The organism is Paenibacillus cookii (assembly GCF_018333375.1).
Taxonomy (GTDB): domain Bacteria; phylum Bacillota; class Bacilli; order Paenibacillales; family Paenibacillaceae; genus Paenibacillus_AQ; species Paenibacillus_AQ cookii.
Genome location: NZ_BORW01000048.1, coordinates 1 through 25,736 on the forward strand (window position 1 = coordinate 1; position 25,736 = coordinate 25,736).

A 25,736-nucleotide genomic window follows, 5' to 3' on the forward strand; every position below is an offset into this window, starting at 1 on the left:
CCTTCAGTTTCTGGTCATGAATCTGGAGCGGCGACTGCGTGTTCTCTTTTTGCATTTTTTCAGACTGCTTGGGTTTAGAGACTTGCGTTGGGTGTAGATGGAACGAATCTTGTTCAGCAAGCCCTATTTACGTTTTACCGCGCTCAAGACGTTCGATTTTTGCAAAAGCTGCGATTACCTTAGAGCCAAAAGGCATAGAATGAGAAAAAGACCTGCTATTGATGAAGACGATTCGGGCAGGTCTTTTTGACAATATCAGAAAACGGCAGGATGTGAGTTTTTTGGTTTAAGGCATCACATGGCGGCGGGATTTTACCGTTCGTTGCGGACGCAAGGGACCGAGGGACCGTTTTTCGTGGGCGGGACTCTTTTATGCTATAATGGAGAATAAAGCTTTTTCAGGGAGTGTGAGCTTCAGAATATGCCTAAAGATTTGGATGTAGCCAAGCGCGCCAAGGTGATCGAATGGCTTAAAACCGAAGTAGTGGACCACGTATCGAGGCTGTTCAAGGCATTGTGGGAAGGCAGCACGACCCGGGTTGGCGACAGTCTTGCAAGTTTGATCATGAGCTCTTACATATTGGCCCGCAGGCTGGGGATGTCATACCGTGACCTGGATGATCTTTTGATCGATAAATTAAAGAAACACAAACAGGAAGGCCACCAGCTAGAGGACTGGTACCAGGATATTTCCGCGCTCGAAGAACATATGCGTAAGAGGTGAAGACATTGAAAATGCGCTGGACATCGGTAGTATGGAGCGTCGTATATCTGCTTCTGCTGCTTTCCTTGCTTTCTCCTTTGTCCATCGTGACGGTGTTTTTTTTGATTTTGCCGGCCACGATTTTGTTTGCAACGCTAAATACGAGATCTTTTTTGCTTCATGTACTCCCGGTATGGCTGATCGCCTTCATCGTTCATCCGGTGAATTTGCTCTTGGCCGTATATTTTGTCATACCCGCGCTCGTCATGGGCTGGGCTTACAAGAAAAAAAGGCCCGCGCTGCGAACGCTGATGTCCGGAGCCGGCACGATTTTGGCCGAAATGCTGATACTGCTGCTGATCGGCACCGTATTTTTGCATTTCGACCTGTCCAGCTATGTGCATGATATCGTAAAAATGACGATGTCGCCGCTGAAGGACGTCGGCGGAAACAATCCGCTGGTGACCGACATGATGTGGACGCCTGAACAAATGCAGATGGTGAGCGATGCCACCATGCAAATGATTCCTTTTGCCATGATCGTCAGCTCCTTTATGATGGCCGTCATCACGCATGCGCTGGCACGGCCGATCATCGAAAGCACGGCGTTCCATGTTCCTAAGCTGAAGCCTGCGCGGGAATGGATGCTGCCGCGGTCCTTGATCTGGTATTATTTGATCGGAGTCATCATTGAAGTGTTCGCCCGCCGCGCAGACAGTCCGTTTCTGACGATGATCGCAGCGAATCTGGTGCCGCTCCTGCACATCTGTTTCATGATTCAAGCCATCGGTTTTTTCTATTACTTGGGGCATACGAAAAAATGGCACCCGATCGTGCCGCTGCTTATTGCGATTCCGATCCTTCTGTTTCCGCCGATGCGGATCATCGGGATTTTGGACTTGGCATTTCCGCTGCGTCAATTTATGACTAAATCAAAACGTTAGGGTGGGAGTCATGCCTAAATTTCTACAACAGCGCTGGCACGGCTATTATACCGTATGGGCGTTTATGCTGATGCTGCTTTTGGTCATTATCGTGACCCGGTACAATTGGCCGCTTGGAATCATAAGCCTCATTCTTGTGGCGGCGTTATGCTACCTGTTGCTGAAGGCGGAAATGCGGTACAGAAAAAACCTGCTGGAATACATCAACGGCTTGTCCTTTCGCGTCAAAAGAGTCGAGGGCGAAGCGATCAGCGCCCTGCCGTTCGGGATCGTGCTATACGGCGAGGATAAGACGGTCGAATGGAACAACCGTTACGTGTGCAAAATTTTCGGCCAAAAAACGTTGGTCGGCGATTCGCTGCAGGAGCTGTTTCCCTCGCTGACGCCGATGCTGAACGACAAGAAGGAAGGCCATAAGGACGGGCATCGGGACGCTGCCAAGGACGGGAAGCAGATCCACACCGAGATCAAAATCGGGGAATCGCATTTTCATTTGATGCTGAATCCGGAAGAACGTTTGATCTACTTGTACGACATTACCGATATGGTGGTGCTGCGCGAGAAATACGAGGCCGAAAAGCTGGCGATCGGCATCATCATGATGGATAATCTCGATGAAGCCGCCCAAGGGATGGATGACCAGCAGCGAACCTCTTTGATCGCGCGGGTGACGACGGAAATTACGGAATGGGCGAGACAATACGGAGTATACCTGCGGCGGTTGTCATCGGACCGGTATTTGATGATGCTGAATTATCAATCGCTGCAGGAGCTGGAAAAAAGCCGTTTTGTTATTCTGGACGAAGTCAGGGAAATGACCGCGGAACTGAAGGTGCCGATGACGCTCTCCATCGGGCTCGGATTCGGTGCGGAAAGCATCAACGAGTTAGGGGAACTGGCGCAATCCTCGCTGGATATGGCGCTTGGGCGCGGGGGCGACCAGGCGGCGGTCAAGGCGGGGCAGCGGCTGTCCTTCTATGGAGGCAAGTCCAATGCCGTCGAGAAGCGCACCCGGGTACGGGCCAGGGTTATCGCCCATGCGCTGCGCGATTTGATGCAGGAAAGCGACAAGGTTATTATTATGGGACACAAAATGCCGGACATGGACGTCATCGGCGCTTCCATCGGCGTGCTTAAGGCTGCCCAAATGTACAACGTCGAGGCTTACGTCGTCCTGCCCGGAAGAAATCCGTCCATTGACCGGATGATGGATCAGGTTCAAAAGGACGAAAAGCTGTTCGAGCGGTTCATTTCGCCGGAGCAGGCGCTGGCTCTTCTGAGCCCGCACAGCTTGCTCGTCATCGTGGATACCCATAAGGCTTCCATGACGATGGAGCCGAAGCTCGTGCAAAATGCAAGCCGGATCGTCGTCGTGGACCATCACCGCCGGGGCGAGGAGTTCATCAACGATGCAGTGCTGGTCTACATGGAGCCGTACGCGTCGTCCGCATCGGAGCTGGTGACCGAGCTGTTGCAATATATCCACGAAAAAATCCAGCTCACGCCGATGGAGGCCACGATGCTGCTGGCCGGCATCACGGTCGACACGAAGCATTTTGCGCTCCATACCGGATCGCGCACGTTCGAGGCGGCTGGGTTCCTGCGCCGCAGCGGCGCCGACACGATCCAAATCCAGCGGATGCTGAAAGAAGATTTACAGGAATATCTGGCAAAGTCAGAAATCATCAAGCATGCTAAAATGGTATATGATCATATCGCTCTTGCCGTGACCGAACCGGGGACCGTCATTCCGCAGCTGCTCATCGCCCAAGCTGCGGATACGCTGCTCAATATGACGGATGTGGTCGCATCGTTCGTGATCAGCGAACGGCCTGACGGCTTGATCAGCATTAGCGCACGTTCGCTTGGCCGGATGAACGTCCAGGTCGTGATGGAAAGGCTTGGCGGCGGCGGTCATTTGACCAATGCGGCCGTCCAATTGAAGGGAACCGTGGAGGAGGCCGAGCAGAAGCTGCTTGAGGTTCTTTCGCAAATTGAGGAGAAAGAGGGGTTGTTCGAATGAAAGTCATTTTTCTGCAAGACGTTAAGGGTCAAGGTAAAAAAGGCCAAATCAAGGACGTATCCGAGGGATACGCAAGCAATTTCCTGCTGCCGCGCGGATTGGCGCGCCCGGCGACGGAAGGCAACATGAAGACGCTCGAAAACCAGAATGCGGCCGAGCAAAGACGCAAGGAGCAGGAAAAAATCGAAGCGCAGGAGCTTGGCAAAAAGCTTGAAGAGATGACCGTGCAGCTGAAGGCCAAAGCCGGCGAAGGCGGCCGCCTGTTCGGCGCCATTACGAGCAAGCAAATTGCCGAAGCGCTGGCTGCTTCGGGCATCAAAGTCGACAAACGGAAAATCGAACTCGAAGAGCCGATCCGCCACCTGGGCGTTACGCAGATGACCGTCAAGCTGCACCCTGAAGTGAAAGTGACGCTGAAGGTTCAGGTTACGGAGGAATAAGATGGGCGGAGAGCTCTTTTTCGACCGGATTCCCCCGCAGAATCTGGAGGCGGAGCAGGCGGTTCTAGGGGCCATTCTGCTGCAGAGCGAAGCGATGATCACCGCGATGGAGCGGGTGCAGCCGGAGGATTTCTATGACGCGTCACATCAGCTGATTTATGAGGCGATGATCCAGCTCGGAGAAGAGAATCAGCCAATCGATCTGGTTACACTGACTTCACGGCTGCAGGACAAAGGCCAACTTGAGGATGTGGGCGGCGTCAGCTATTTGGCCAAGCTTGCCCATGCGGTGCCGACGGCAGCCAACGTGGAGTATTACGCGCAGATTATCGAAGAAAAATCGATGCTGCGCCGTTTGATCCGCACCGCTACGCAAATCGTAAGCGAAGGATACAGCGGCGGAGAAGACGTGGCCGGCATGCTCAGCGACGCGGAGCGCCGGATTCTGGAGATCTCCAACCGCCGGACCGGCAGCGGCTTCGTCGCCATCCGCGACGTGCTGATGGAAGTGTTCGACCGCGTGGAGGTTTTGAACCAGCAAGGCGGTACCACGACCGGCATCCCGACCGGCTTTGTCGATTTGGACAAGATGACGAACGGATTCCAGCGTTCGGACCTTATCATTGTGGCGGCGCGTCCTTCCGTGGGGAAGACGGCGTTTGCCCTGAACATCGCCCAAAACGTTGCCGTCCGGGCCAAAGAAACCGTAGCGATATTCAGTTTGGAGATGTCCGCGCCGCAGCTGGTCAACCGTATGATTTGCGCCGAGGCCAACCTGGACGCCAACCTGATGCGTACAGGCGATTTCAAAACGGACGAGGATTGGGCCAAGCTGACGATGGGAATCGCATCGCTGGCCGAAGCGGAAATCTACATCGATGATACGCCCGGCGTGACGGTGGCGGATATTCGTTCGAAATGCCGGCGGCTGAAGAAGGAAAAAGGCCTCGGCATGATCGTTATCGACTATTTGCAGCTCATCCAGGGACGCGGCAAACCCGGCGAAAACCGGCAGCAGGAGGTATCGGAAATATCCCGTACCCTGAAGCAAATCGCCCGCGAGCTGAGCGTGCCGGTCATCGCCTTGTCCCAGCTGAGCCGGGGCGTCGAGCAGCGTCAGGACAAACGTCCGATGATGTCCGACCTTCGGGAATCGGGTTCGATCGAGCAGGATGCCGATATCGTTGCCTTCCTTTACCGCGACGATTATTACAATCAGGAGACGGAAAAGAAGAACATCATCGAAATCATCATCGCCAAGCAGCGTAACGGTCCGGTCGGCACGGTGGAGCTGGTCTTTTTGAAAAACTTCAATAAATTCGTCAATTACGAGCGCAACCATGCCGAGCCATTCGCCATGTAGCCGCTTGATTCTATACAACGGATTCCCTGTTTTCGGGGGTTCATGCAACACGATTGCACTTATGGATCGATATCATTTCCATTTCCGAACAATCGTACATCTCCATGTGCGATTGTTCGTTTTTTATTTGACTTTAAAAATGGGGACTGTTACACTGGTAATGCTGCTTTGCTTTGGGAATCGATCCTCTTATGGTTCGAGTCCGTTAACACGGGGTTCAACCGGCCAAGCGGCTTATGAACATTGTTTATTCATGCAATTACACAAGCGAAAAACGTGCATAGAGTTGGGGTTTTTCGCGCACAATGCATAGGAATTATTAAAACGAGGTGCGCCATACGCACCAAGCGGGGGAATGAAAATGTCAACAGTAGTCGTTGTGGGGACACAATGGGGAGACGAAGGCAAAGGAAAAATCACGGACTTTCTCGCGGAAAGCGCCGATGTGGTTGCCCGTTATCAGGGCGGAAACAATGCCGGACATACCATTCTGATTGACGGTAAAAAATATAAGCTGAGCTTGATTCCATCCGGCGTGTTTTACTCCGACAAGACCTGCGTCATCGGAAACGGCATGGTGATCAATCCGGCTGCACTCATTGAAGAAATCAATTACATTCACGATAACGGATTTACAACGGATAATCTGGTCATCAGCGACCGCGCGCATGTCATTATGCCGTACCATCTGGTATTGGACGGACTGGAAGAAGACCGCAAAGGCCCGAACAAAATCGGGACGACCCGGAAAGGGATCGGTCCTTGCTACATGGATAAGGCTGCCCGGAACGGCATCCGGATCGCGGATTTGATGGATGCCGAAGAATTCGAGCTGAAGCTGCGTCACCTGATGAAAGAGAAAAACCAAATCATTCAGCAAGTGTACGGCGCCGAGCCGCTGGACGTGGAAGAAGTGCTGAAGCAGTATCTGGAGTATGCGGAAGTCATCCGCAAATACGTGACCGACACTTCGGTCGTGCTGAACGACGCAATCGACGAAAACCGCAAAGTGCTGTTCGAAGGCGCGCAAGGCGTTATGCTTGACATCGACCAAGGAACGTACCCGTACGTCACCTCCTCGAACCCTTCGGCCGGCGGCGTCTGCATCGGTTCCGGCGTAGGCCCTTCGAGAATCAACCAGGTCATCGGGGTAGCCAAGTCTTACACGACCCGTGTCGGCGACGGTCCGTTCCCGACGGAGCTGAACGATGAAATCGGCGATTTCATCCGGGAAAAAGGCCATGAATACGGCACCGTAACCGGACGCCCTCGCCGCGTCGGCTGGTTCGACAGCGTCGTGGTGCGCCATGCCCGCCGCGTCAGCGGTTTGACCGGATTGTCTTTGAACTCGCTGGACGTATTGACCGGTCTGGACACCGTTAAAATCTGCACCGGATACAAATACCGCGGCGAAGTGATCACGCATTACCCTGCAAGCCTGAAAATGCTGGCGGAATGCGAAGCGGTGTACGAAGAAATGCCGGGTTGGCACGAGGATATTTCCGAAGCGAAAACGCTCGAGGATCTTCCTGAAACGACCCGCAATTACGTTCAACGCGTGTCCGAGTTGACCGGCATTCCGATCGCCATCTTCTCCGTGGGACGCAACCGCAGCCAAACGAATCAAATTTTGCCAATCTATTAATCATCATCGCAAGCAGTAAGCTTCGGTCCGGATCGTTCAGTCGACCGCTGCTGCTTATCGTTACAAATCGAGCCCGCTTGCCGGAAAATTCCGGCGAGCGGGCTTTTTTTCTTGCCCGAATGGGTTAAAAGCGGCCGCAACCCGTCAATACTTCTAGAAAACAGGATTTTGCAAATCTCTTTCATAGATTGATGCCGATCTTTCTATACGCTGCAATCATCCTAGCATGTTTTAAAAGGAGGAAGACTTGCATGAAATTGACGCGGTGGCTGGTCAAAACGGTATTGACGGTGCTTTTGATCAGCGGTTTGACCATCATGACGACCGGACTGATCGTCAACAGTTATGTGCAATCGCTGTTGTCCAGTTTCAATATTACGCTGGAAGGGCCATCTTTTGGTTTCGGCAGCATGATGAAAGGGCTGTTCGGCTTGAGTGGCGGAGGCGGGGAGGACAAGAAAGCGGATCAGGAGGAAGCTGCCAAAACGCCGGAAGAACCCGACGGGAAATCATCAACGGACGATAACGATTCGGCATCCGGAGAAACAGACGGATCGGAATCCGGCGGCGTCAGCGGCAGCGACGGTACGGGGGAAGGCGCAGCGGAGCAAGAGAAAGCGCCGGACAACGCGTTCCCGGTCATGGGCCAGGATCTCCCCGGGGATACCGGAACGGGAAGCGCATCGACCCAGGCAGAGGAGCGGAGCGGCACGGATGGCCTGCAAAAGAAGCGCGAGCTCACCGGAAGCGAAAAAGAGCAAATATTCAACATGCTGATCACCAAGCTGCCCCCGGCGGAGCTTCAAAAAATTTCGGGCGCCATGGAGGACGGACTGACCGAAGACGAATCGAAGGCGATTGAAGCGTCGATCTCCCAGTATTTGAACGCCGAGGAATACAATGCGTTGAAACCAATGTTGGAGCCGTGAAGCCCGCATCCCAAGCGGGTTTTTTTGCTAATTCCGTAAAGTTGAATTGTTAACGGAGCTTATGTTAAAGTATACGAGGGCGTAGAAAGGTGTCAAAATTTTAACCTTTTTGTCGTTGGATTATATTCCAGCCCACCGATACGCAAAGCATAAGGGAGAGTAAAATGAAAGGTTCTAACGATTATCGCCAGACGGAAGGAACGCAGGCAGAGGCAACACCGACGGTGCAGGCTTCCGGGCACGGAGAACATGACATAAGCCATTCTAACCCTGTAGAGCCAAAGCGGCCGCGGTGGAGCGCTGCCCGAAAATGGATCATCGGAACGGCGGGAGCGGCGATCGTGATTGCCGGCCTCGTTTTTGCAGGCAATCAGTACGTCGATGCCCAAACGGTACCCTACTATCATGTCTACATACATGGGGAAGAAATCGGAACGATTGACGATCCGGCACGACTTGAACAACTATACGACCAGAAACGGCAGGAATATCAGAATAAATATCCGGATGTGGCGATGAAGCTGCATACCGACGGGATTACGACGAAGCTGGAAAAAGGCTTTAAGGCGGAACCGAACACGCGGGAAACGCTGGACAAGCTGGGCGGGAAGCTGAAGGCTTACGCGGAAGGCGTCGAGCTGAAAGTGGACGGCAAGGTCGTCGGCATCGTGAAGGACCAGGCGACGGTGAATGCCGCGGTGGAAAAAGCGAAGCAGAAATTCGTGCCGCAAACGAAGGCTGCCCAAGCGGGCGGCGCGGCGGTGAAAAGGCTGGCAGCCGGCGGCAAGGCCGTGCCTCAAAAAACGGCGGCCGGGCCTGCCGTAAAGTCGGTGCGGATCGATGAAAAGATCACTTCGGCTCCGGTGGAGGCCGATCCGAATAAAATACTCACGGCCGAGGAAGCGGCCAAGCTGCTCACGACGGGCCAGGACGCGCCGCTTGTGTACACGGTGCAGGAAGGCGACACGATCAGCTCGATCGCCGAAGAATTCCACGTGAGCCAAAAGGAGATTTTCGCGAACAATCCGCAGGTGAAGGAAAAATACATGCAGATCGGCGACCAGCTGAAGCTGACCGTGCCGAAGCCGCCTCTGACGGTGACGACGGTGGAAAAGGTGTCCGAACAGGTGGCCACGGCCCCCGATATCGAAATCCGCAAGTCCAAGGACCTTCCGGCAGGGAAAAGCAAGGTGGTTCGCCCCGGCCAGGAAGGGCTCAAGGTCATGAACTACGTCGTGACGAAACAAAACGGCAAAGTCGTGGACGAGCAGTGGGTCGGACAGACGGTGATCAAACCTTCGCTCAAGGAGGTCGTGCTGCAAGGAACGAAGGTTCCCGGCAAGGGCACGGGGCGGTTCGCATGGCCGGTCAGCAGCGCCAGCATTTCCAGCTCTTACGGCTCGCGTTGGGGCCGGATGCATAAAGGCATCGATATCGTGTCCGGCAACCGGACCATCAAGGCGGCCGACGACGGCACCGTCACGTTCACCGGGCAGATCAGCGGTTACGGCAATGCGATCATCATCAGCCACGGCAACGGATATGAAACGCTGTACGGGCATCTGAGAAGCATTTCGACGCATACCGGGGCGCGCGTGGACCAAGGGGATCCCATCGGCATCATGGGCAGCACCGGCCATTCGACCGGCACCCATTTGCATTTTGAAATCCATAAAAACGGCTCCATTCAAAATCCGATGAAGTATTTGAACTAATTCGTTAGTCATACGGCTTCCGTTTAGCAATCATTCAACGAATATCGCAACATCCAAGGTTCGCAAATACATGGCACGGCCTCTTCCGGGAGGCGGTGCCTTTTCGCTTCGAGGGAGGCTGCCCAGGAATTGCCGCTTGAACGGGATGTGACGCGAAGCCAGGTATGGTAAAATGGGAAAAGGACTGTACAAGCTTTGATGAACGGGGTGAAAGGCGAATGCAGGGAACCATTTTGGTGGTGGATGACGAACAGCCCATTGCCGATATTTTGAAGTTTAATTTGGAAAAAGAGGGCTATGACGTTATTTGCACCTTTGACGGCGTCAGCGCGGTTGAAATGGCCTTGTCGACCCAGCCGGACCTGATGCTGCTCGATTTGATGCTGCCGGGAAAGGACGGGATGGACGTCTGCCGCGAGGTGCGCGCGCAGGGGCTCCACATGCCGATCATCATGCTTACGGCAAAGGACGGCGAGATCGACAAGGTGCTGGGCCTCGAGATGGGGGCGGACGATTACGTCACCAAACCGTTCAGCACGCGCGAGCTGCTGGCCCGGGTGAAGGCGCAGATGCGGCGGCAGACGAAGACGGCGGGGGCCGAAACGGCGGCCGTGGCGGCGCTGGAGACGAAGCAGGGCATTCAGCTGTTTGACCTTTTTATAGATACGGACATGTATTTGGTGTATAAGGACGGCGAGGCGCTCGATTTGACGCACCGGGAATACGAGCTGGTGTATTATCTGGTGAAAAACGCCGGGAAAGTGATGACGCGGGAGCATTTGCTCCAGGCGGTGTGGGGCTTTGAATATTTCGGGGACGTCCGGACGGTGGATGTCACGATTCGGAGGCTGCGCGAGAAAATCGAGGAAAATCCGAGCAAGCCGGAGTATATTTTGACGCGCCGCGGTCTCGGTTACATGATGCGAAGTCCCAAAAGCGGAGGCCTGTAAATGAAGTGGACCTCCTTTTTCCGCACCATTCAGGCGAAGCTGATCATTATTTATGTGCTGCTCATCCTGATCGCCATGCAGCTGATTGGCGTTTATTTCGTGAGTGCCATGAAAAACTCGCTAACCCGGAATTTCACCCAAGATTTGCAGGAAAGAGCCGAGCTCTTGTCTGTGCTGGCTGCGGAGAAACTGGAGAGCGCCGCCGATACGGGCGAGAATAATTCCGTCGAAACCCTGGGGCCGATCGTGACGAACCTGTTCAATATGGACGGGGCGGAAATCCAGGTGCTGGACGCAAGCGGAAAAGTATTGATCACGTCCAACCAGTCGCATATGGACATCGTCGGCCGCAAAAATACCCAAACGGTGGTGAGCCGTGCCCTTCAAGGCAGCAAGGACAACGAGGAATACGTCATCGACGAGGACAACGTCCGCAAGAAGGTCGTCGCCAAACCGCTGATCAACAAGGGGAAAATCATCGGCGCGGTCTATATCGTCGCTTCGATGAAAGAGCTGTACACGACGATGGGGCGGGTCAACAACATCTTCATTTCGGGCATCCTGCTGGCGCTCGGGCTGACGGCGGTGCTTGGCGTCATTTTGGCGCATACCATCACGCACCCGATCAAGGAAATGACGCGGCATGCCACGGCGGTCGCCGAAGGTAAATTCGACCTCAAGATGCCGGTCTTCGGCAACGATGAAATCGGGCAGTTGAGCGAAGCTTTTAACTATATGACGACCCGCCTCCGGGAAGCGCTGCTGGTCAATGAAGAGGAGAAAGAGAAGCTGGCCTCCATCCTGACCAACATGAGCGACGGCGTGATCGCGACGGATGAAGCGGGGCGCATCATTCTGATGAACCGCCGCGCGGCGGCCATTTTGAACGTGGATGAAGAGGAAGTCTCCGGCTCCGCCATCGCCGAGGTGCTCGGACTGAGCGAGGAACAGACGCAGATGTTCACGGAGGGGACGTACGTGACGATGCTGCTGCAAATGAGCCAGGAGGCGGACCGGTCTTATATGATCCGGGTGACCTTTACCCCGATCCACCGCCGGGAGGTCGGCATTACGGGGACGATCGCCGTGCTGCAGGACGTTACCGAGCAGGAAAAGCTCGAGGCGTCGCGGCGCGAATTCGTGGCGAACGTATCGCATGAGCTGCGGACGCCGCTGACGACGATCAAAAGCTATACCGAAGCGCTGGATGACGGCGCGCTGGACGATCCGCCGCTGGCTTCGCGGTTCGTGGGAGTCATTCAGAACGAAACCGGCCGGATGATCCGGCTTGTGACCGATTTGCTCCACCTGTCCCGGCTGGACAGCAAGGAAGCCCTCATGCGCAAGCAGCCGACCGATGTGCTGGAGATGCTGGAGGACGTGGCGGACCGCTTCTCCTTCCAGATGCAGCAGAAGGATATCGGCTCCGAGGTCAAGGCGGGGGCCGGACTTCCCAAAGCGCTGTGCGACCGCGACCAGATCGACCAGGTGTTGGATAATCTGGTGTCCAATGCGCTGAAATACACGCAGCCCGGCGGAAGCATCACGATGGGGGCCGTGCAAGCGCCCGGGGGCATGCTGGCCATCGCCGTGCAGGATACGGGGATCGGCATTCCGAAGAAGGATCTGGACCGGATCTTCGAGCGCTTTTACCGGGTGGACAAGGCCCGCTCCCGCAGCATGGGCGGCACCGGTCTCGGTTTGTCCATTGCCAGGGAGATCGTCATGGCGCACGGCGGCACCATTTCGATTCAATCCGAGCTTGGGCAGGGCACGAAAGTGACGTTTACGCTGCCGCCGGCGGAAGACGAGGGGGTGGCGTCATGAAGGAACGGTTGAAATCGCTCCTCCTGCTGCTGCTCGTCGCGGGCAGCCTGGTGCAGAGCTATTATCTCATCTACCGGCTTCCGGGAAGCGATACGGCCGCCAAAGCGACCAATACCTATATCAAGACGGATAACATGGGCCCGCAGCAGCGGATCGAAAACATGGTGTATCCGGACAAGATGCTCATCCATATGGGCGAAGGCAAGCATACCGTTTTTTATCCGAATTCGACGTTCTATAAATTGATCTACGCGCGCCTCAAGGGGCGCAGCTTCGAAAATTTCCAGCGGGAATCCGTGGAAAACGTGGACTGGAACAAAATCAGGACCGAACATCCCGGCATCGAGCTGACCTTCGGCGCGGGAATTCCCGTATCGCTGCTCGAACGCGTGATGCAGATTCAGCCCGATTCGCTGTTTGGGGCGGAGCGCATCAACCGGATTTGGATCTACAACGCGCCAAGCGAATCGAAGACTCACGCGCTCTTTTTCAGCACCCAAGGGGACGTGATGTACGAAGCGGCCAAGGTCGATTTGACCGTCCAGGACGTGCAGCAGCACGTGGATTTCGGCAAGAACTGGATTCCGTACTCGATGCAAAACGGCGGGGCTTATTACGTGCCGGAAAAGCCGCTCGACGTCGTGGAGGCGGATCTGGAGATCGGATCGTATACGGTGGCGCAAATGCAGCAGAGCCTCTTTTTCGACCCGGGCATCACCCGGTACATTCGGGAGAAGGACGGCTCGGAGATCTATACTGATTCGAAACGCAGCCTGCAGGTGCGCCAGGAGCAAAAATGGATGAGCTACACCGATCCGGCCGCGCCCCCTGCGGGGGAAAGCAGCGACAGCAAGGATATGTTGGCCGCCGTGGACTTCGTAAATGAGCATGGGGGCTGGAACGGCGAATACCGCGTGGATTTGTCCAGCGTCGGCGTCGGGCAGAACCAGGTCGCGTTCCAGCAGTATTTCGGCTCCTACCCCGTTTTGGATACGCCTGGCTTCCATTACGGCAAAATGAAGCTGGACCTGCAGCAGGGCAACGTGTCCACCTATGAGCGGTCTTTGATTTACATGAAGCCCGGGCAATCGAAGCAGGTGAAGAAGCTTCCGGCCGGAAACGGCTTAAAGCCGATGCTGCTTGCCATCAGCAAGGATTCGCCGATCGAAGATCTGTACCCGGCCTATTTGCCCAAGCTGGATGAAGGAAAGCTGAAACTGGCCCCGGTCTGGGCGGTGAAGCTGGCCAACGGGCAAATCCGGACCATCCGATAGAGAAACGCAAGATCCGGGTTGGCGGCGGGACCGGCCGGCGGACGAACCGCTGGCGGGCCTGCGAAGCGGCCGCTGAATAAGCTTCATAAACGATTCAAGGAGGCGAAGCGATGGATTGGGGACGGGCCAAAAACGTGCTGATATACGCTTTTTTGCTGTTGAACCTGGTGCTGGGGTACCAGCTGTGGATCGACATGCGCGAGCAGGCGGACACCAGTCTGGATTTCGCCTCCTTATCGGAGAGCACGCAAAAGGTGATGAAGGAAAAGTCGATCCAGCTGCTGTGCCAAATTCCGAGCATGACGCCGCAGCTGCCGAAAATTACGTACCAATACGTCAACGGGGACAGCGTCGGGCGGCAGGTTACGCTTGGGGAGCATATCGAAAGCCAGCTGATTTTCAAAGAACGGGAGCTGGTCAATGCCTTGAAGCAATCGATTCCGGACATCGCGAACTATCAGTATGACCCGCAGGCCAGCGAATACGCGACCAAAAGCGAGCTCGAACGCATCCAGGAAGCCGGAGCGGCCGGCCGGTTCGTCATGCATACGCTTGTGGACCACAAATGGCCGCTGTTTAACGATCAGCTGGAGCTGTATTACAGTGAGCAACGGATCATCTCCTACCGTCAGTCGCCGGTTGAAATTACCGCGGTGGACGATGAAGAGCACCAAAAAATGATGCCTGCGAGCAACGCGCTGAAAACGCTGGTCGAGCGGCATCTTCCGCCGGGATCGGCGATCAAGGACATACAGCTTGGATATTACGGGCAAGTATACAATTCGGAAAGCCAGGTAGCCGCCCCGTCGTGGCGGTTCACATTGGAAAGCGGGGATATGTATTACGTTCAGGGCATCAGCGGAGATGTCACTGTAACCAGTCCGAAGACCGAGAAAGAAAGGGAGTAACGGGAATGGGGATATCTTTTACAGTGTTGTCCAGCGGGTCGACGGGGAACGCAACGATCGTCAGAAACGAAGAAACGACGCTGATGATCGATGCGGGCCTGAGCGCCAAACGGATTGACGAGCTCATGAAGGAGCGGGACGTGACGGGAGAGGAGATCGACGGAATTCTGGTCACCCACGAACATTCCGACCATATCAAAGGCCTGGGCGCCGTGGCGCGGAAATACGACCTGCCGATTTATGCGAATGAGAAAACATGGGAAGCGATGGAGAAGTCCATCGGCAAAATCGCGGAGGAAAACCGGGTCGTCCTGGGCACCGGCGAGGTTCGCGACTTCGGCACGCTGCGGGTGGAATCGTTCGGGATTTCGCATGATGCGGCCGAGCCGGTAGGATACTGCTTTTACGACGGAAACGAAAAATTGAGCGTGGCGACCGACCTCGGCTACATGAGCGACAAGGTCAAGCAGGCCATCAGCGATTCGAACGTACTTGTGCTTGAATCGAACCATGACATCGAGATGCTGCGGATGGGCCGGTATCCGTGGAATATCAAACGCCGCATATTGGGCGACATGGGGCATTTGTCCAACGAGGACGCAGGGGAAGCCTTAAGCGAGCTGCTGACCGGCGACCTGAAGCGAACGTACCTGGCCCATCTCAGCCGCGACCATAACATGATGGATTTGGCCAAAATGACGGTGCGCGACAGCATGGAGGAACGCGGCTGCTTTTATAAAGACAGCGAGTTCAAATTATGCGATACGTATTACGACCGCCCTACACCGTGGGATAAGGTGAGTGAACCATAAACTGGTCGAGCTCCGCCGCTTTTTTCTCCACCTCTTCGCGGGTGAGGATGCCCTTGTCGATCAGCAGCTCGATGATGGTGCTTAAGGCAAGGGTATTGCGGTAATGCTCTTCTTTCAAATCCCCAAGCTTGGCCATCAACTGCACGTAGTCCATGCCGGACGGAAACCGCTCTATCATCTGTTCTTCCTCCTTATATCGTTTTATCGTTTTGAAGACGCCTGGATCGCTAATACTATTTTTTCCAAATACAGGCGAATCGATTCCACAAATCACCAGCAGCCGATTTCGATTTCAATTGGGACCTAAAGCCCCCTTGTGGTACAATGATTAGTACCTGAAAAACCTGAAATGCCTTGCTGTGCGAGGGCTTATGGCGTTCGGCCCCCAACCCTTATTTTGGCAGAATCACCGCGTTTTTTGCCGCGGGAATGCCATCATGTTCAGGTATGCTGTGAGTATAAGAGGTGCTTTCTCTTTTATTCTAGTAGCCCGCCGCCCGAATTATTCCTATTTTCAAAGAGAAGGTTTGCAAAACGGCCCATTTTCCATAAAAATTTCCTGATTTTCTGCTTGAAGGCGCATTTTTAGGGTGATAGAAAAATAAAGGGCCGACGAAACGAAACCTTTATGGCCATCGGTTAGTTTAAGATATATGGGAGCCTAACTTTCAAGAACATGCAGCCTTGTATCCCGAGACAATATTGGCTTAAAACGGCCTGTTTGCTTTGTAGGCCCTTTGCTCGGAAATATTTTCCGAATGGAGACTTTTGCACTACAGAAAAAACGGCGCCGAAGAGGTAATCTTTAGGTATAGGACATCGGATGGATTACATACCTATATGGGTATTGGAGAAAGGCGGCAGAAACGGAATTTAGGCGCTTGATAACGAAGGGGAGAGGATCTCATGGGGCTGTTTCAAGATGATTTTTATTCAACCAAAGTGACGAAACGCAGACGTGTATTCGGCCGTGTTCGCAAGGCACGGGAAATTTGGCCGAGATCCAGGAGCAGCCGCGGGCTGTCGACGCTTCAGATCGCAACGATCAGTTCGGTTATCAGTGCGTTCGTGGCCGTGCTGCTGTTCAGCATGATTACGGGTCTGCCTGCCTCCGGGAAGGCGCCGCATGCGGTCGCCGCCCTGAATTCCAAGCAGGTGGACAGCGCCGCCGATCCCTATGAAAGACTGGTTCAGGCTGCGGCCAAGGTGCGTCCGACCGTCGTGAGCATCGTGAATTACAAGGACGATAAAAAGGATAAAAGTCTGGAAGAGTCGGCTCTAGGATCGGGCGTCATTTTCAAAAAAGACAAGGGGCAGGCCTTCATCATAACGAACAACCACGTCATCGAAGGCGCGCAGGAGCTCGAGGCGGTGACGGTCAATGGGGAGATGAAAAAGGCGAAGCTTGTCGGGGCCGATAAAGTGAACGATATCGCGATCCTTGCCGTAGACGATAAAAACATTAGCGAAGTGGCCGAAATGGGCGACTCGCGGAAGCTGCGGCTCGGGGAGACGGTGCTGGCCATCGGCAATCCGCTGGGGCTGGGCGATACGCTGACCTCCGGCATCGTAAGCTACACGAACCGCGTGGTGCCGGTGTCGCTGAACCAGGACGGCGTATACGACTGGGAGCAGGAGGTCATCCAGACCGACGCGGCCATCAACGAAGGCAACAGCGGCGGAGCGCTCGTGGATCTGAACGGAAAAGTGATCGGGATCAACACGATGAAAATCGCGGACACCGGGGTAGAGGGCTTGGGATTCGCGATCCCGGTGGATCAGGTGATGAAGACGGTCGACGAGCTGATGACGCACGGAAAAATTGCCCGTCCGTATATCGGCATTTATTCGATGGACCTGAACAACTCCTATGCACCTTTGGAGGAAGACCAGCTCAAAGAGCTGAAGCTGCCAAGCGGCGTCAAAGAAGGCGTCGTGGTGCTGGATGCGATCGGACCGGCGCAGGAGGCCGGACTCCGGCTGAATGACGTCATCGTAAAATTCAACGATACGCCGATCCCGACGACGCTGGAAATGAAAAAATTCCTGTACGACAAAGTCAAAATCGGCGACACCGTGAAGGTCACGTTTTATCGCGACGGAAAAGAGCAGACAACCAACGTGAAGCTGGCGGAAAAGCCGGATCAATAAAACGCATTGGAGCCAAAATAAGAAAGGGAACAGCGGCATGCGACGATGCTTGCGGTTCCCTTTGCGGGCAGGCAGAAGTTTCCCCCGCCGCAGGCCCGTCCGTGGTATAATCAAAAGAAAGCTCTGGGAAAACCGGGCGCGCATACGCCTGATGAAGGGCTAAAGTCAGTAAAACTAGGGCAGGATCACAACCTTGTGTAGCGCTGGAAGGGATGCTTTCGATATGTACGTAGTATGCAAAGAACATTTGGAACTTGCCATCGACATGTTCGTGGACGAATACGAGGATGCTCCGGACATCGTGGATTTGAAGGAAACGGAATTTTCCGACTGGGATCCGCCGGTGCAGTGTGCGCATTGCGAGCAGGAGGGCAAGTTTCTGGTGGTCTGACATAAGTGAAAAAGCGAAAGAGGAGCGTGGGAGCACGCTCCTCTTTGCACGTTTAGCCTTAGAAAATGAAAGCAGGCAGCGCCTGCCATAATAAATACATAACCCATGTATGAGGGATGGAGGATTCTTCATGTTGATTCAAATCATTGGCGTCGGCAAATTAAAGGAAAAGTATTTGGTGCAGGGCATCCAGGAATACGCCAAGCGGCTGACCCCGTACATCAAATTCCAAGTGATCGAGGTCGCGGACGAAAAAGCGCCGGACACCTTAAGCGAAGCGGAGGTATCCATCGTGAAGGAGCGCGAGGGCGAACGCATCCTCGCGCAGGTGAAGGAGAGCGCGCACGTGATCGCGCTCGCCATCGGCGGCCAGCTCTGGAGCTCGGAGGAGCTGGCCGCGGAGATCGACCGGCTCGGCACCTACGGGACGAGCCATGTCGTGTTCGTCATCGGCGGGAGCCTCGGGCTCGCCGATGCGGTACTCCGCCGTGCGCAGCAGCGGCTGTCGTTCGGGCGCATGACGCTGCCCCACCAGCTCATGCGCCTGGTGCTCACCGAGCAGATTTATCGCGCGGTGAAGATAAATCGCGGTGAACCGTATCATAAGTAAGCACAAAGTCGGTGTTTTGAGTAGCATCAAAGAACAACTCTATGTCTTTGATGCTTCTTTGTTCAATTCTTTCACCAGCATTGATTGTAATTTTAGAAATTAACTGGTTCAAGATGGTCTTTTGTTGTTCAGGTGGTGTGATTTCCATAAGCTTTGAGAAGTTTGAGAGAATACCATAAACTTCATTGAAAGACAATTCTCTTACCGTCGGTTGTGCAAGTTGTCTCTCTAAATCGACTTTTCGAGATTCAAGTAGCTTTAATTCCTCATTCAATCGGTTTACTTTCTCTTTAACAAAAACAATATCCATAGCATCATTCTCGAACAAACGGAGATACTTTTCAGCGTTGGAACGGACTTTCTTGATTTCTTCGAGAGTGATTTCATACTGGCTTTTTATCGGTTCTTTTAAGGTAGTAATTTTTCGGTTTACGTTATCAACAAGAGATTTTAGAATACGGTCATTGGTTGCTATTTCTTCAAGTTTGGAATATACATACTGTTCAGCATAGTCGGCTCTAATAGAATTGGCACGACAAACAGCAGAGCCTTTATAATGGGAGTTACCGCAAATATAATATCTGATGTACTCATCTGAGTTTTTTGTTCTTTTACTTCTATGACCAATCATTCCCTGTCCACATTTTGGGCATCTTAACAGAGTAGTTAATGGGAAATGACCATCAAAAGTTTTTGTTGGCTTTGAAGATTTTAGCTTAAATAATTCTTGTGCCTTATTCCATGTTTCCATGCTTATGATTGGTTCATGTTCACCAACAACAATAATTGGTTCTGGATTTGTGCCTTTACGCCTTTTCTCATTCCAATCTTGTTGTTTATTGAATCGTATTAAGCCAGCATAAGCGGGGTTTGTAATAATTGTACGAATTGAGGTAATCGAAAATGCTTGCCCCCGCTTGGTTTTATAACCTAAGCGATTAAATTCATGAGCAATTGACTTGAACCCTTTACCACTCACATACAATTTGAAAGCTTCTCGTACAATGAATGCTTCTTCTTCAACAATTACTAACTTTTTATTCTCGGATTTGTAACCGAGCATACTTCCACCGTTCCAAAGTCCTTTCTTTGCTCTTGTCTTCATCCCCATCTTTACATTTTCAACAATTACGTTGCGCTCAAACTCTGCAAATGAGCCTAGCATTTGGAGCATCATTTTACCCATTGGTGTACTGATGTCAATATCTTCAGTACAACTTATAACTCTAACATTATTCTTCTCAAAGACATCTAGCATATTAAGAAAATCTTTTTGGTTACGGGCAAGTCGATTATATTTCCAAACTAAAACAGCATCGAAAATGTTTTTGTTTGAGTCAGATAAAAGTCGCCGAACATCATGTCTGCTTTCAATTGATGTTCCAGTAATACCTTCATCTTTGTAAACGGCAACAATCTCATAATTTCGTTTTGAACAAAATTCATTAGCCATTTTTAGTTGACCTTCAATCGAAAAACCCTCTAGTGCTTGTTCTTCTGTACTTACTCGAACGTAGACCGCAATTTTATTCATCAAATAACCCCCTAATATAATCAAGAATTTCTTTTCTTTCATCGTTAGTTAGATAAGTGTAGTTGTAATCAAAGAGCGAACAAAAGAAATCGAAAAACTCAACTTCTGCCGTTAATTTGCTAAGGTTTCGTAAGACTCGCTCTGCTCTGAACGTGTCTTTTTCAATGAGTAAGTTAATCATCTTATGAAACTGATTATTAAGAGCAATCAGTTCGCCTTTCTTTGAGGTAACTCTTTTCTCAAGTATCTCCGCCAATCGCCTTTCAGCGAAACCTTCTGGGTCACTCTCTATTTCCTGTTGCTCCAGTTCACTTCGTTTGAGCGACACTTCAAGTTCGGCTTTAATTCTTTCTGGTGAAAGGATATTGTAATACGCAAGGATTCTTTCTATTTCATTTTCGTTGACATTAAGTTCCTTTAAGAGATTGAAGCATGTTTCAAAGTCAGGTTTTTTTATAAGACCTCGTTCGAGTTGCGATACATAAGTAACAGCTTTCCCCACTCTAACAGATAAGTCTTTAGATGGGATTTTTTTTGTTTTTCGTAAGGTCTTTAGATAGCTTCCGAAATCAATTCCATTCATAAGTAAATCACCTCTAAAAGTAATAGTAGCATAAAAGTAGCATAAAATCAAACAAAATACTTGAATTAGTAGCATGAAATATGCTACTTTAATAATGCAGTACAAATACAAATGGAGAAAGGTAAGTGATAGTATGTCTGATAGTGTATTCAACAAATGTATTGATTCAATTTCATCAGTAATTTTTGATTTATATGTGAAAGGAAAGATTGATTTTAGTGAGGTTTCTTTGTTTGGTTCATATGAGCCATTGAATCTGGAAGATGACTACTTTGATATATTGGATGATTTCATTGCGAGTTTATCGCCCGAAGATTATCAAGATTACATGAACCAAAAGAAAGAAGAGAGTAATTTCATGTGGGAAATATCATTAAAGGAGAGTGGTTATAAAGTAGCATAACTGACGGTGTGTCTATATTAATAGCACATAAAGGAGCATATTCATGCTACTTGTTTTATAAATTTTTATTACTACATTCTTTAACGCTTAATGACAGAAGGGGCTGTTGACTGATGTTGAAGCAAGTATCAATTGACTCATTACAGCTAGTCGCCAAGCTAACTCAAGCTGATATTGAGGAAATCTATAATACAATTGAGTTTTCTCAATGGAAGGGCAATAAAAGCTGGAAGCATTGCCTTTATAATAAAGAGGAAGGTTATTTTGTGTTTTTTGACCCTAGAATGGGAACTGGACTTTGGCTAAAGAGTCACTACAATATTTTGGTTGTTATGCAACATAGAGCAATTCGGAAAAAGCCAGCCTTATTGCGTCATCTTCTCGCACTAGGTGAATGGAGGGTAAAAAGATTAGATATTGCCTATGATTGGTCATTACCCATGTCAAAACATTTCATTCTAAAACCAGTGAACGTAAAAATGAAAGAGATGGGGAACAACAATTATTATCTCTATGGGCAAAGAAACGAGATAAGTGTTTGTATGTATGATAAGAAGAGGGAACTTGCTGAAAGAAAAGGGATTATTATTGAAGATGAAAATATGATTCGACTTGAGTTAAGGATAAAACCGAAAATAAAGAACCAGCGTTTATTGGACGATGACTTTTCTTGGCTGAAAAAACACTTTGATAAAATTATTTTTGTCCCAAATGGTACGACTGTAATTAAATCACTGGAGCGGGAGAAAGACAAACGAATATTTCGTAATGTAAAAAGAAGAAGAATGCAAGATTGGTCAGGTGTAGATAGACAAACAAGAAAGCGGATAAGGTTAGCGGTAAAATCGAATGCAGTAGATTTGTTTGAACTGTTTCAACAACACGAACTTCATAAAGACATCCTTTGGAGTGCTGGATAACACTAAACCTGCAACCACAATAGTGGAGCAGGTTTTTCTTTACGCAAATTACATTTTGTGAAGTGCGTCAATTTGTTCTTGATGTGATGGGTCAATATATATGGCAGTTGTTTGAATGTTTTCGTGTCTTGCTAACCTTCTTATGATTTCAATAGATGCTCCAGAATTAGCAAGGTTTTTGCAGAATGAATGTCTGAACCTATGAGGGGTGATATTATCCATGTTGGCTAGATTAGCATATTTATCGAGCATGATTTGAATACCTCTTGCTGTAAGCCTTCCAGAACGCTCAGAGACGAACAGAAACGGTGATGATACATATATGTGGTCTGCTAACCCTTGACGCATTCTGAGCCAGTTACGGAGGTTCTTGCTATGCTTATTAATCAGGGTGACGGCAGCATATTTTCCTTTCTTACCTTCTCTGATTGTTAGGGTGATGTCTCCATTTACTTTTACATCATCAATTCTTAGTTTTTCGACTTCCGCTACTCGAAGACCAGCAAATAACATGCAATCAATAATAGCAAGGTTAAGAAGACGTTTGAACTCATTCTTTTCTAAATCAACATAACTTATGTATCTTTCTTGCTCTTCCTTAGTGAGCCATTTTGAAACGCCTTTTTCGCCTACTTTATCGGATGACTCAACTTTTTGTATTTTAATCCGTGTCATTGGGTTGTCTTTAACCAATCCGTTATCAAAAAGATAAGCAAAGAAAGTTTTAAGGGAAGCAATGGTCTTATTGACTGTTGCTTGTTTGCGGTTCAATGTGTGTTTCATGAATCCAAGATATTCTTTAATGTCAATGGGTTTAATCTCCGCTAACTCTGTTTGTCCAGTTGAATCCTCATACCATCGAAGGAATTGAGTTATTGTAGTTTTATAGCAGAGATTGTTTTATTGTCTTTCCCTTCATTGTAGAGCCATTGGAAAAAGTCAGTAGTGATTGTCATAGAAAAGTCACTCCATCTATGTATTCTACGAATAATATAAGCAATGCAATTAAGTGTTCTGCGAATAATATAACATGTATTTCGTCGTTTTTCAACGCAGACCTATAATTCTACGACTAATATAAACGAAATTATTGATTAGTCATACCCATAGAGTGGGGGAAGGTTAACAGTCTCTTTCATACATAAGGATTTAAAAATGTATGCTAACACATCTAAACCAAAAGTAGACTCCAAAAAATTCACGATACGATGTATACTAAAGAATAGTCAAGCCAAAACACGGTAGAATTACTTTTATAATTTTTTCTTGCTTTTTTCTGGATTGATTTGTGGTCAGATACTCAATGCCTTCGAGGCTTTTTTCAAATATTTTAAAATGTGAATAGGAGTGGCGAGCTGTGAGTAAACAAGGAAAGGTTATTTCTTTCATAAATATGAAAGGAGGAGTTGGTAAAACAACATTAAGTATTGGAATTGCCGATTACTTGGCTAGATATGCTGATAAAAAAGTGTTAATGATTGATATAGACCCTCAATTTAATGCAACTCATTCACTGTTGGATACATATATAGAAAAAAAGAATAATTCAAGGAATAATTCTGATGCTGTAGACATCATAGATGATAGACAAGTTGAAATCACAATCCCCCAAAAAGAAGAAGAGGAGGATAATGATAATGACGATACAGGTACTTTCTATAGCGGAATATTAAAAGAAAATAAAACAATTTTTCAATTGTTTAAACCTCAATTAGATGTTAGCCATAGAGTTAATCTGCCTAGAGCAGAAGATATAATTATTAATGTTAAAGAGAATTTAGATATTGTTTGTGGTGATTTAAATTTAGTGTTGGCAAATAAAAGCAGTGATTATAGTTTAGTCAAAAGGCTAAGGAATTTCATAGCCATAAATAAACTAAAAGATGAATACGATTATATATTAATTGACTGCCCCCCTACATTGACAATTTATACCGACAGTGCATTAATAGCCTCTGATTTTTATTTAATTCCAAATAGAATTGATAGATATTCAATAATTGGAATAGATTCTTTGCAGAAAGCTGTAAGTAGTTTAATAGAGGACGAACAAATCCCGTTAAAGTGTTTAGGTATTATATACACCATGATGAATAAGAAAATTAATTCTAAGCAACAAAAAATTAAAGAAGATTTTGAATCCAAAAAATCTGTTAATACATTGGACATTTTTGATTCAGTAAGCCATGTAGTTAATCATATTCAATACGGACATAGCGGTACATTGCCAACCAGATATAAATCATCTTTAGAGGATATATCTGCTATAACCTTAGAAATGATAAGGAAAATTGAGGCGTTACAATAATTGCTGGGGGGAGGAGGTAGTGTGAATGAATTAATTATATATAAAAATGAATTGAAAAATTCAAATCCTGCTAGATATAAATTTATAGGAATAGTTTCAAGAATGTTACTTTCAAAAGAACTATTTAACAAAAATGAAGAAATAATTGATTTTCTAAAATATGTAATTAGGACAGAGTACAAAGAATATGTTATGGCTTCAAGAACTTTGATTGTTGCTCGAACGGTTAGATTAATTGAGGAACTTTCAGATAAGGATTATCTTGATTGTAAAAAAAGACTGTATAAATATATTGATTCTAAAATCATTAACCCTAACAAAAAAAATATTTTTGACGGATGGTTATAAAAAATGAAGTATGTAGGGGTTGAAATTTGTAAAGAAGAAATAAATAATTTTATTCAATATATTGAAAATTACGCAATTAATTATAAAAACATTACTTTAGATAAAAGTACAATTGAATTTTATAGGTTTATCTCTAAACAAATTATTTTTTTTAAGTTTATACTAAAAGCGTATCCAAAGACTTATGCTATTAAAGTGATTATCTCCGATTTCCTTTCTTTAATATTAAATGATTTAAAATCAGAAGTAAGATATTACTATTTAAATCAACGTTCAGTAATTGAAAACTACATGAGAATGATATTAAAAGACGAAGTGAATATTAGTCATATTACTAAACAATCTTTTTTGAATTTAAAACAACAAAACGAATTAGAATTAAGTGAAAAGGAATATAACAAAATTATTAACGAGTATAAAATTTCTTGTTCATTTATACATGGGGGAGATTTTTTACGTGTTCATTTAGTAAGTAATTTTGAAGAATGTATAGAAAGTAAACCCAAAATATCAGAAAGACAAAGGAAAAGTCAAATTTCCCAATTCATAGAATTAATAAATATTCTTAATAAGTTGTTTTTAATTCATAATACTGAGGCAGTTGACAATTCATTTCATAGGAGTAAAGTAACTTTAGAATACCTAATGGGTAAACGATATATGAATAAATTTTATCAAATAAAATGATGTCTTATTGTAGTGCAAAGACTCCAAAAGTTATAATAACCACTCCATTTTTTGGAGTGGTTATTATTTGAGTGTTTTGCATAATTCCGTTTCAGAGAAGAAGCGATAGCATATTCACTGTCGTTAAGGGGTAATTTTCGGAAATGGTATTATATGGATGAAGAAAAGGGCAGACTTGCAGAATTTTAGAACAGCTCGTTTTTTAAGCGGCAGCCCGTTTTGAATGATGAGAAACGGCGAGCGCAGATGCAAGCAGAACAATGGCATT

Annotated in this window: 25 protein-coding genes; 21 read left to right on the forward strand and 4 right to left on the reverse strand. The window is 48.8% G+C overall.

Annotated features, from left to right (window positions below; translation table 11 throughout):
* The first annotated feature begins 421 nt into the window (after positions 1-421).
* From KI367_RS24710 to KI367_RS24770, 13 genes are all read left to right on the forward strand, one after another.
* Entirely contained in the window at positions 422-724 is a 303-nt protein-coding gene (locus tag KI367_RS24710) for a MazG-like family protein (RefSeq protein ID WP_036710678.1), read from the forward strand.
* Between the two features lie 11 nt (positions 725-735).
* On the forward strand, positions 736-1,647 hold the full coding sequence (locus tag KI367_RS24715) for a DUF2232 domain-containing protein (protein ID WP_246537279.1): 912 nt from the start codon (positions 736-738) through the stop codon (positions 1,645-1,647).
* Between the two features lie 10 nt (positions 1,648-1,657).
* Complete coding sequence (locus KI367_RS24720; RefSeq protein WP_036710675.1) at positions 1,658-3,670, forward strand: DHH family phosphoesterase; 2,013 nt, start codon at positions 1,658-1,660, stop codon at positions 3,668-3,670.
* On the forward strand, positions 3,667-4,110 hold the full coding sequence (gene rplI / locus KI367_RS24725; RefSeq protein WP_212952683.1) for a 50S ribosomal protein L9: 444 nt from the start codon (positions 3,667-3,669) through the stop codon (positions 4,108-4,110). The genes KI367_RS24720 and rplI overlap by 4 nt, the downstream gene beginning before the upstream one ends.
* Position 4,111: 1 nt before the next feature.
* Complete coding sequence (dnaB, locus tag KI367_RS24730; RefSeq protein WP_212952685.1) at positions 4,112-5,473, forward strand: replicative DNA helicase; 1,362 nt, start codon at positions 4,112-4,114, stop codon at positions 5,471-5,473.
* 361 nt (positions 5,474-5,834) lie between these two features.
* Positions 5,835-7,118, forward strand: coding sequence for an adenylosuccinate synthase (locus KI367_RS24735; RefSeq protein ID WP_036710669.1), 1,284 nt, complete (start codon positions 5,835-5,837; stop codon positions 7,116-7,118).
* Positions 7,119-7,369: 251 nt separating this feature from the next.
* Positions 7,370-8,047: a hypothetical protein gene (locus KI367_RS24740; protein ID WP_036710665.1), complete on the forward strand. Its 678-nt coding sequence runs from the start codon at positions 7,370-7,372 to the stop codon at positions 8,045-8,047.
* Positions 8,048-8,211: 164 nt separating this feature from the next.
* Positions 8,212-9,762: a M23 family metallopeptidase gene (locus KI367_RS24745; protein ID WP_212952687.1), complete on the forward strand. Its 1,551-nt coding sequence runs from the start codon at positions 8,212-8,214 to the stop codon at positions 9,760-9,762.
* Between the two features lie 218 nt (positions 9,763-9,980).
* Entirely contained in the window at positions 9,981-10,712 is a 732-nt protein-coding gene (gene yycF / locus KI367_RS24750; RefSeq protein ID WP_036710658.1) for a response regulator YycF, read from the forward strand.
* 75 nt (positions 10,713-10,787) lie between these two features.
* Positions 10,788-12,539 carry a cell wall metabolism sensor histidine kinase WalK gene (gene walK, locus KI367_RS24755; protein ID WP_373316298.1) on the forward strand — a complete coding sequence of 584 codons (1,752 nt, stop codon included), beginning with the start codon at positions 10,788-10,790 and terminating at the stop codon, positions 12,537-12,539.
* Positions 12,536-13,813, forward strand: a complete 1,278-nt coding sequence (locus KI367_RS24760) for a YycH family regulatory protein (protein ID WP_212952691.1) — start codon at positions 12,536-12,538, stop codon at positions 13,811-13,813. The genes walK and KI367_RS24760 overlap by 4 nt, the downstream gene beginning before the upstream one ends.
* A 110-nt stretch (positions 13,814-13,923) precedes the next feature.
* Positions 13,924-14,721: a two-component system regulatory protein YycI gene (gene yycI / locus KI367_RS24765; RefSeq protein WP_036710650.1), complete on the forward strand. Its 798-nt coding sequence runs from the start codon at positions 13,924-13,926 to the stop codon at positions 14,719-14,721.
* 5 nt (positions 14,722-14,726) lie between these two features.
* Complete coding sequence (locus KI367_RS24770; protein ID WP_036710646.1) at positions 14,727-15,533, forward strand: MBL fold metallo-hydrolase; 807 nt, start codon at positions 14,727-14,729, stop codon at positions 15,531-15,533.
* Here the strand turns inward: KI367_RS24770 and KI367_RS24775 are convergent.
* Positions 15,502-15,711: a hypothetical protein gene (locus KI367_RS24775; RefSeq protein WP_036710643.1), complete on the reverse strand. Its 210-nt coding sequence runs from the start codon at positions 15,709-15,711 to the stop codon at positions 15,502-15,504. The genes KI367_RS24770 and KI367_RS24775 overlap by 32 nt on opposite strands.
* Before the next feature lie 728 nt (positions 15,712-16,439).
* Here KI367_RS24775 and KI367_RS24780 point away from each other — a divergent pair.
* From KI367_RS24780 to rlmH, 3 genes are all read left to right on the forward strand, one after another.
* The gene (locus KI367_RS24780; RefSeq protein WP_212952693.1) at positions 16,440-17,684 is read left to right on the forward strand and encodes a S1C family serine protease; all 1,245 of its coding nucleotides are present in this window, start codon (positions 16,440-16,442) and stop codon (positions 17,682-17,684) included.
* 223 nt (positions 17,685-17,907) lie between these two features.
* On the forward strand, positions 17,908-18,075 hold the full coding sequence (locus KI367_RS24785; protein ID WP_081992415.1) for a CxxH/CxxC protein: 168 nt from the start codon (positions 17,908-17,910) through the stop codon (positions 18,073-18,075).
* Positions 18,076-18,205: 130 nt separating this feature from the next.
* Positions 18,206-18,685, forward strand: coding sequence for a 23S rRNA (pseudouridine(1915)-N(3))-methyltransferase RlmH (gene rlmH / locus KI367_RS24790; protein WP_212952694.1), 480 nt, complete (start codon positions 18,206-18,208; stop codon positions 18,683-18,685).
* On the opposite strand, the gene KI367_RS24795 is transcribed toward rlmH, so the two are convergent.
* Both KI367_RS24795 and KI367_RS24800 read right to left on the reverse strand, forming a co-directional pair.
* Positions 18,627-20,219: a recombinase family protein gene (locus KI367_RS24795; protein ID WP_246537277.1), complete on the reverse strand. Its 1,593-nt coding sequence runs from the start codon at positions 20,217-20,219 to the stop codon at positions 18,627-18,629. The genes rlmH and KI367_RS24795 overlap by 59 nt on opposite strands.
* Positions 20,212-20,802, reverse strand: coding sequence for a helix-turn-helix domain-containing protein (locus KI367_RS24800; RefSeq protein WP_212952696.1), 591 nt, complete (start codon positions 20,800-20,802; stop codon positions 20,212-20,214). The genes KI367_RS24795 and KI367_RS24800 overlap by 8 nt, the downstream gene beginning before the upstream one ends.
* A gap of 133 nt (positions 20,803-20,935) precedes the next feature.
* On the opposite strand from KI367_RS24800, the gene KI367_RS24805 reads away from it, so the two are divergent.
* Together KI367_RS24805 and KI367_RS24810 are read left to right on the forward strand one after the other, a co-directional pair.
* The gene (locus KI367_RS24805; protein ID WP_212952697.1) at positions 20,936-21,205 is read left to right on the forward strand and encodes a hypothetical protein; all 270 of its coding nucleotides are present in this window, start codon (positions 20,936-20,938) and stop codon (positions 21,203-21,205) included.
* A gap of 113 nt (positions 21,206-21,318) precedes the next feature.
* Positions 21,319-22,125, forward strand: coding sequence for a hypothetical protein (locus tag KI367_RS24810; protein WP_212952698.1), 807 nt, complete (start codon positions 21,319-21,321; stop codon positions 22,123-22,125).
* 48 nt (positions 22,126-22,173) lie between these two features.
* Here KI367_RS24810 and KI367_RS24815 read toward each other — a convergent pair whose 3' ends face one another.
* Positions 22,174-23,001 carry a tyrosine-type recombinase/integrase gene (locus KI367_RS24815; protein WP_246537284.1) on the reverse strand — a complete coding sequence of 276 codons (828 nt, stop codon included), beginning with the start codon at positions 22,999-23,001 and terminating at the stop codon, positions 22,174-22,176.
* A 481-nt stretch (positions 23,002-23,482) separates the two neighbouring features.
* Between KI367_RS24815 and KI367_RS24820 the strand changes: the two genes are divergently transcribed.
* Genes KI367_RS24820 through KI367_RS24830 form a run of 3 tightly spaced genes read left to right on the forward strand, consistent with a single transcriptional unit; the run spans position 23,483 to position 25,468 of the window.
* Positions 23,483-24,433: a ParA family protein gene (locus KI367_RS24820; protein ID WP_212952699.1), complete on the forward strand. Its 951-nt coding sequence runs from the start codon at positions 23,483-23,485 to the stop codon at positions 24,431-24,433.
* A 21-nt stretch (positions 24,434-24,454) separates the two neighbouring features.
* Positions 24,455-24,781, forward strand: a complete 327-nt coding sequence (locus tag KI367_RS24825) for a hypothetical protein (protein WP_212952701.1) — start codon at positions 24,455-24,457, stop codon at positions 24,779-24,781.
* A gap of 3 nt (positions 24,782-24,784) precedes the next feature.
* Complete coding sequence (locus tag KI367_RS24830; protein ID WP_212952703.1) at positions 24,785-25,468, forward strand: hypothetical protein; 684 nt, start codon at positions 24,785-24,787, stop codon at positions 25,466-25,468.
* The last annotated feature ends 268 nt before the right edge of the window (positions 25,469-25,736 follow it).

What these genes read in the sequence shown, in the direction of transcription:
- KI367_RS24710 (WP_036710678.1), top strand. Translation starts at nt 422, where the DNA reads ATGCCTAAAGATTTGGATGTAGCCAAGCGCGCCAAGGTGATCGAATGG.
- KI367_RS24715 (WP_246537279.1), top strand. Translation starts at nt 736, where the DNA reads ATGCGCTGGACATCGGTAGTATGGAGCGTCGTATATCTGCTTCTGCTG.
- KI367_RS24720 (WP_036710675.1), top strand. Translation starts at nt 1,658, where the DNA reads ATGCCTAAATTTCTACAACAGCGCTGGCACGGCTATTATACCGTATGG.
- rplI (WP_212952683.1), top strand. Translation starts at nt 3,667, where the DNA reads ATGAAAGTCATTTTTCTGCAAGACGTTAAGGGTCAAGGTAAAAAAGGC.
- dnaB (WP_212952685.1), top strand. Translation starts at nt 4,112, where the DNA reads ATGGGCGGAGAGCTCTTTTTCGACCGGATTCCCCCGCAGAATCTGGAG.
- KI367_RS24735 (WP_036710669.1), top strand. Translation starts at nt 5,835, where the DNA reads ATGTCAACAGTAGTCGTTGTGGGGACACAATGGGGAGACGAAGGCAAA.
- KI367_RS24740 (WP_036710665.1), top strand. Translation starts at nt 7,370, where the DNA reads ATGAAATTGACGCGGTGGCTGGTCAAAACGGTATTGACGGTGCTTTTG.
- KI367_RS24745 (WP_212952687.1), top strand. Translation starts at nt 8,212, where the DNA reads ATGAAAGGTTCTAACGATTATCGCCAGACGGAAGGAACGCAGGCAGAG.
- yycF (WP_036710658.1), top strand. Translation starts at nt 9,981, where the DNA reads ATGCAGGGAACCATTTTGGTGGTGGATGACGAACAGCCCATTGCCGAT.
- walK (WP_373316298.1), top strand. Translation starts at nt 10,788, where the DNA reads ATGCAGCTGATTGGCGTTTATTTCGTGAGTGCCATGAAAAACTCGCTA.
- KI367_RS24760 (WP_212952691.1), top strand. Translation starts at nt 12,536, where the DNA reads ATGAAGGAACGGTTGAAATCGCTCCTCCTGCTGCTGCTCGTCGCGGGC.
- yycI (WP_036710650.1), top strand. Translation starts at nt 13,924, where the DNA reads ATGGATTGGGGACGGGCCAAAAACGTGCTGATATACGCTTTTTTGCTG.
- KI367_RS24770 (WP_036710646.1), top strand. Translation starts at nt 14,727, where the DNA reads ATGGGGATATCTTTTACAGTGTTGTCCAGCGGGTCGACGGGGAACGCA.
- KI367_RS24775 (WP_036710643.1), bottom strand. Translation starts at nt 15,711, where the DNA reads ATGATAGAGCGGTTTCCGTCCGGCATGGACTACGTGCAGTTGATGGCC.
- KI367_RS24780 (WP_212952693.1), top strand. Translation starts at nt 16,440, where the DNA reads ATGGGGCTGTTTCAAGATGATTTTTATTCAACCAAAGTGACGAAACGC.
- KI367_RS24785 (WP_081992415.1), top strand. Translation starts at nt 17,908, where the DNA reads ATGTACGTAGTATGCAAAGAACATTTGGAACTTGCCATCGACATGTTC.
- rlmH (WP_212952694.1), top strand. Translation starts at nt 18,206, where the DNA reads ATGTTGATTCAAATCATTGGCGTCGGCAAATTAAAGGAAAAGTATTTG.
- KI367_RS24795 (WP_246537277.1), bottom strand. Translation starts at nt 20,219, where the DNA reads ATGAATAAAATTGCGGTCTACGTTCGAGTAAGTACAGAAGAACAAGCA.
- KI367_RS24800 (WP_212952696.1), bottom strand. Translation starts at nt 20,802, where the DNA reads ATGAATGGAATTGATTTCGGAAGCTATCTAAAGACCTTACGAAAAACA.
- KI367_RS24805 (WP_212952697.1), top strand. Translation starts at nt 20,936, where the DNA reads ATGTCTGATAGTGTATTCAACAAATGTATTGATTCAATTTCATCAGTA.
- KI367_RS24810 (WP_212952698.1), top strand. Translation starts at nt 21,319, where the DNA reads ATGTTGAAGCAAGTATCAATTGACTCATTACAGCTAGTCGCCAAGCTA.
- KI367_RS24830 (WP_212952703.1), top strand. Translation starts at nt 24,785, where the DNA reads ATGAAGTATGTAGGGGTTGAAATTTGTAAAGAAGAAATAAATAATTTT.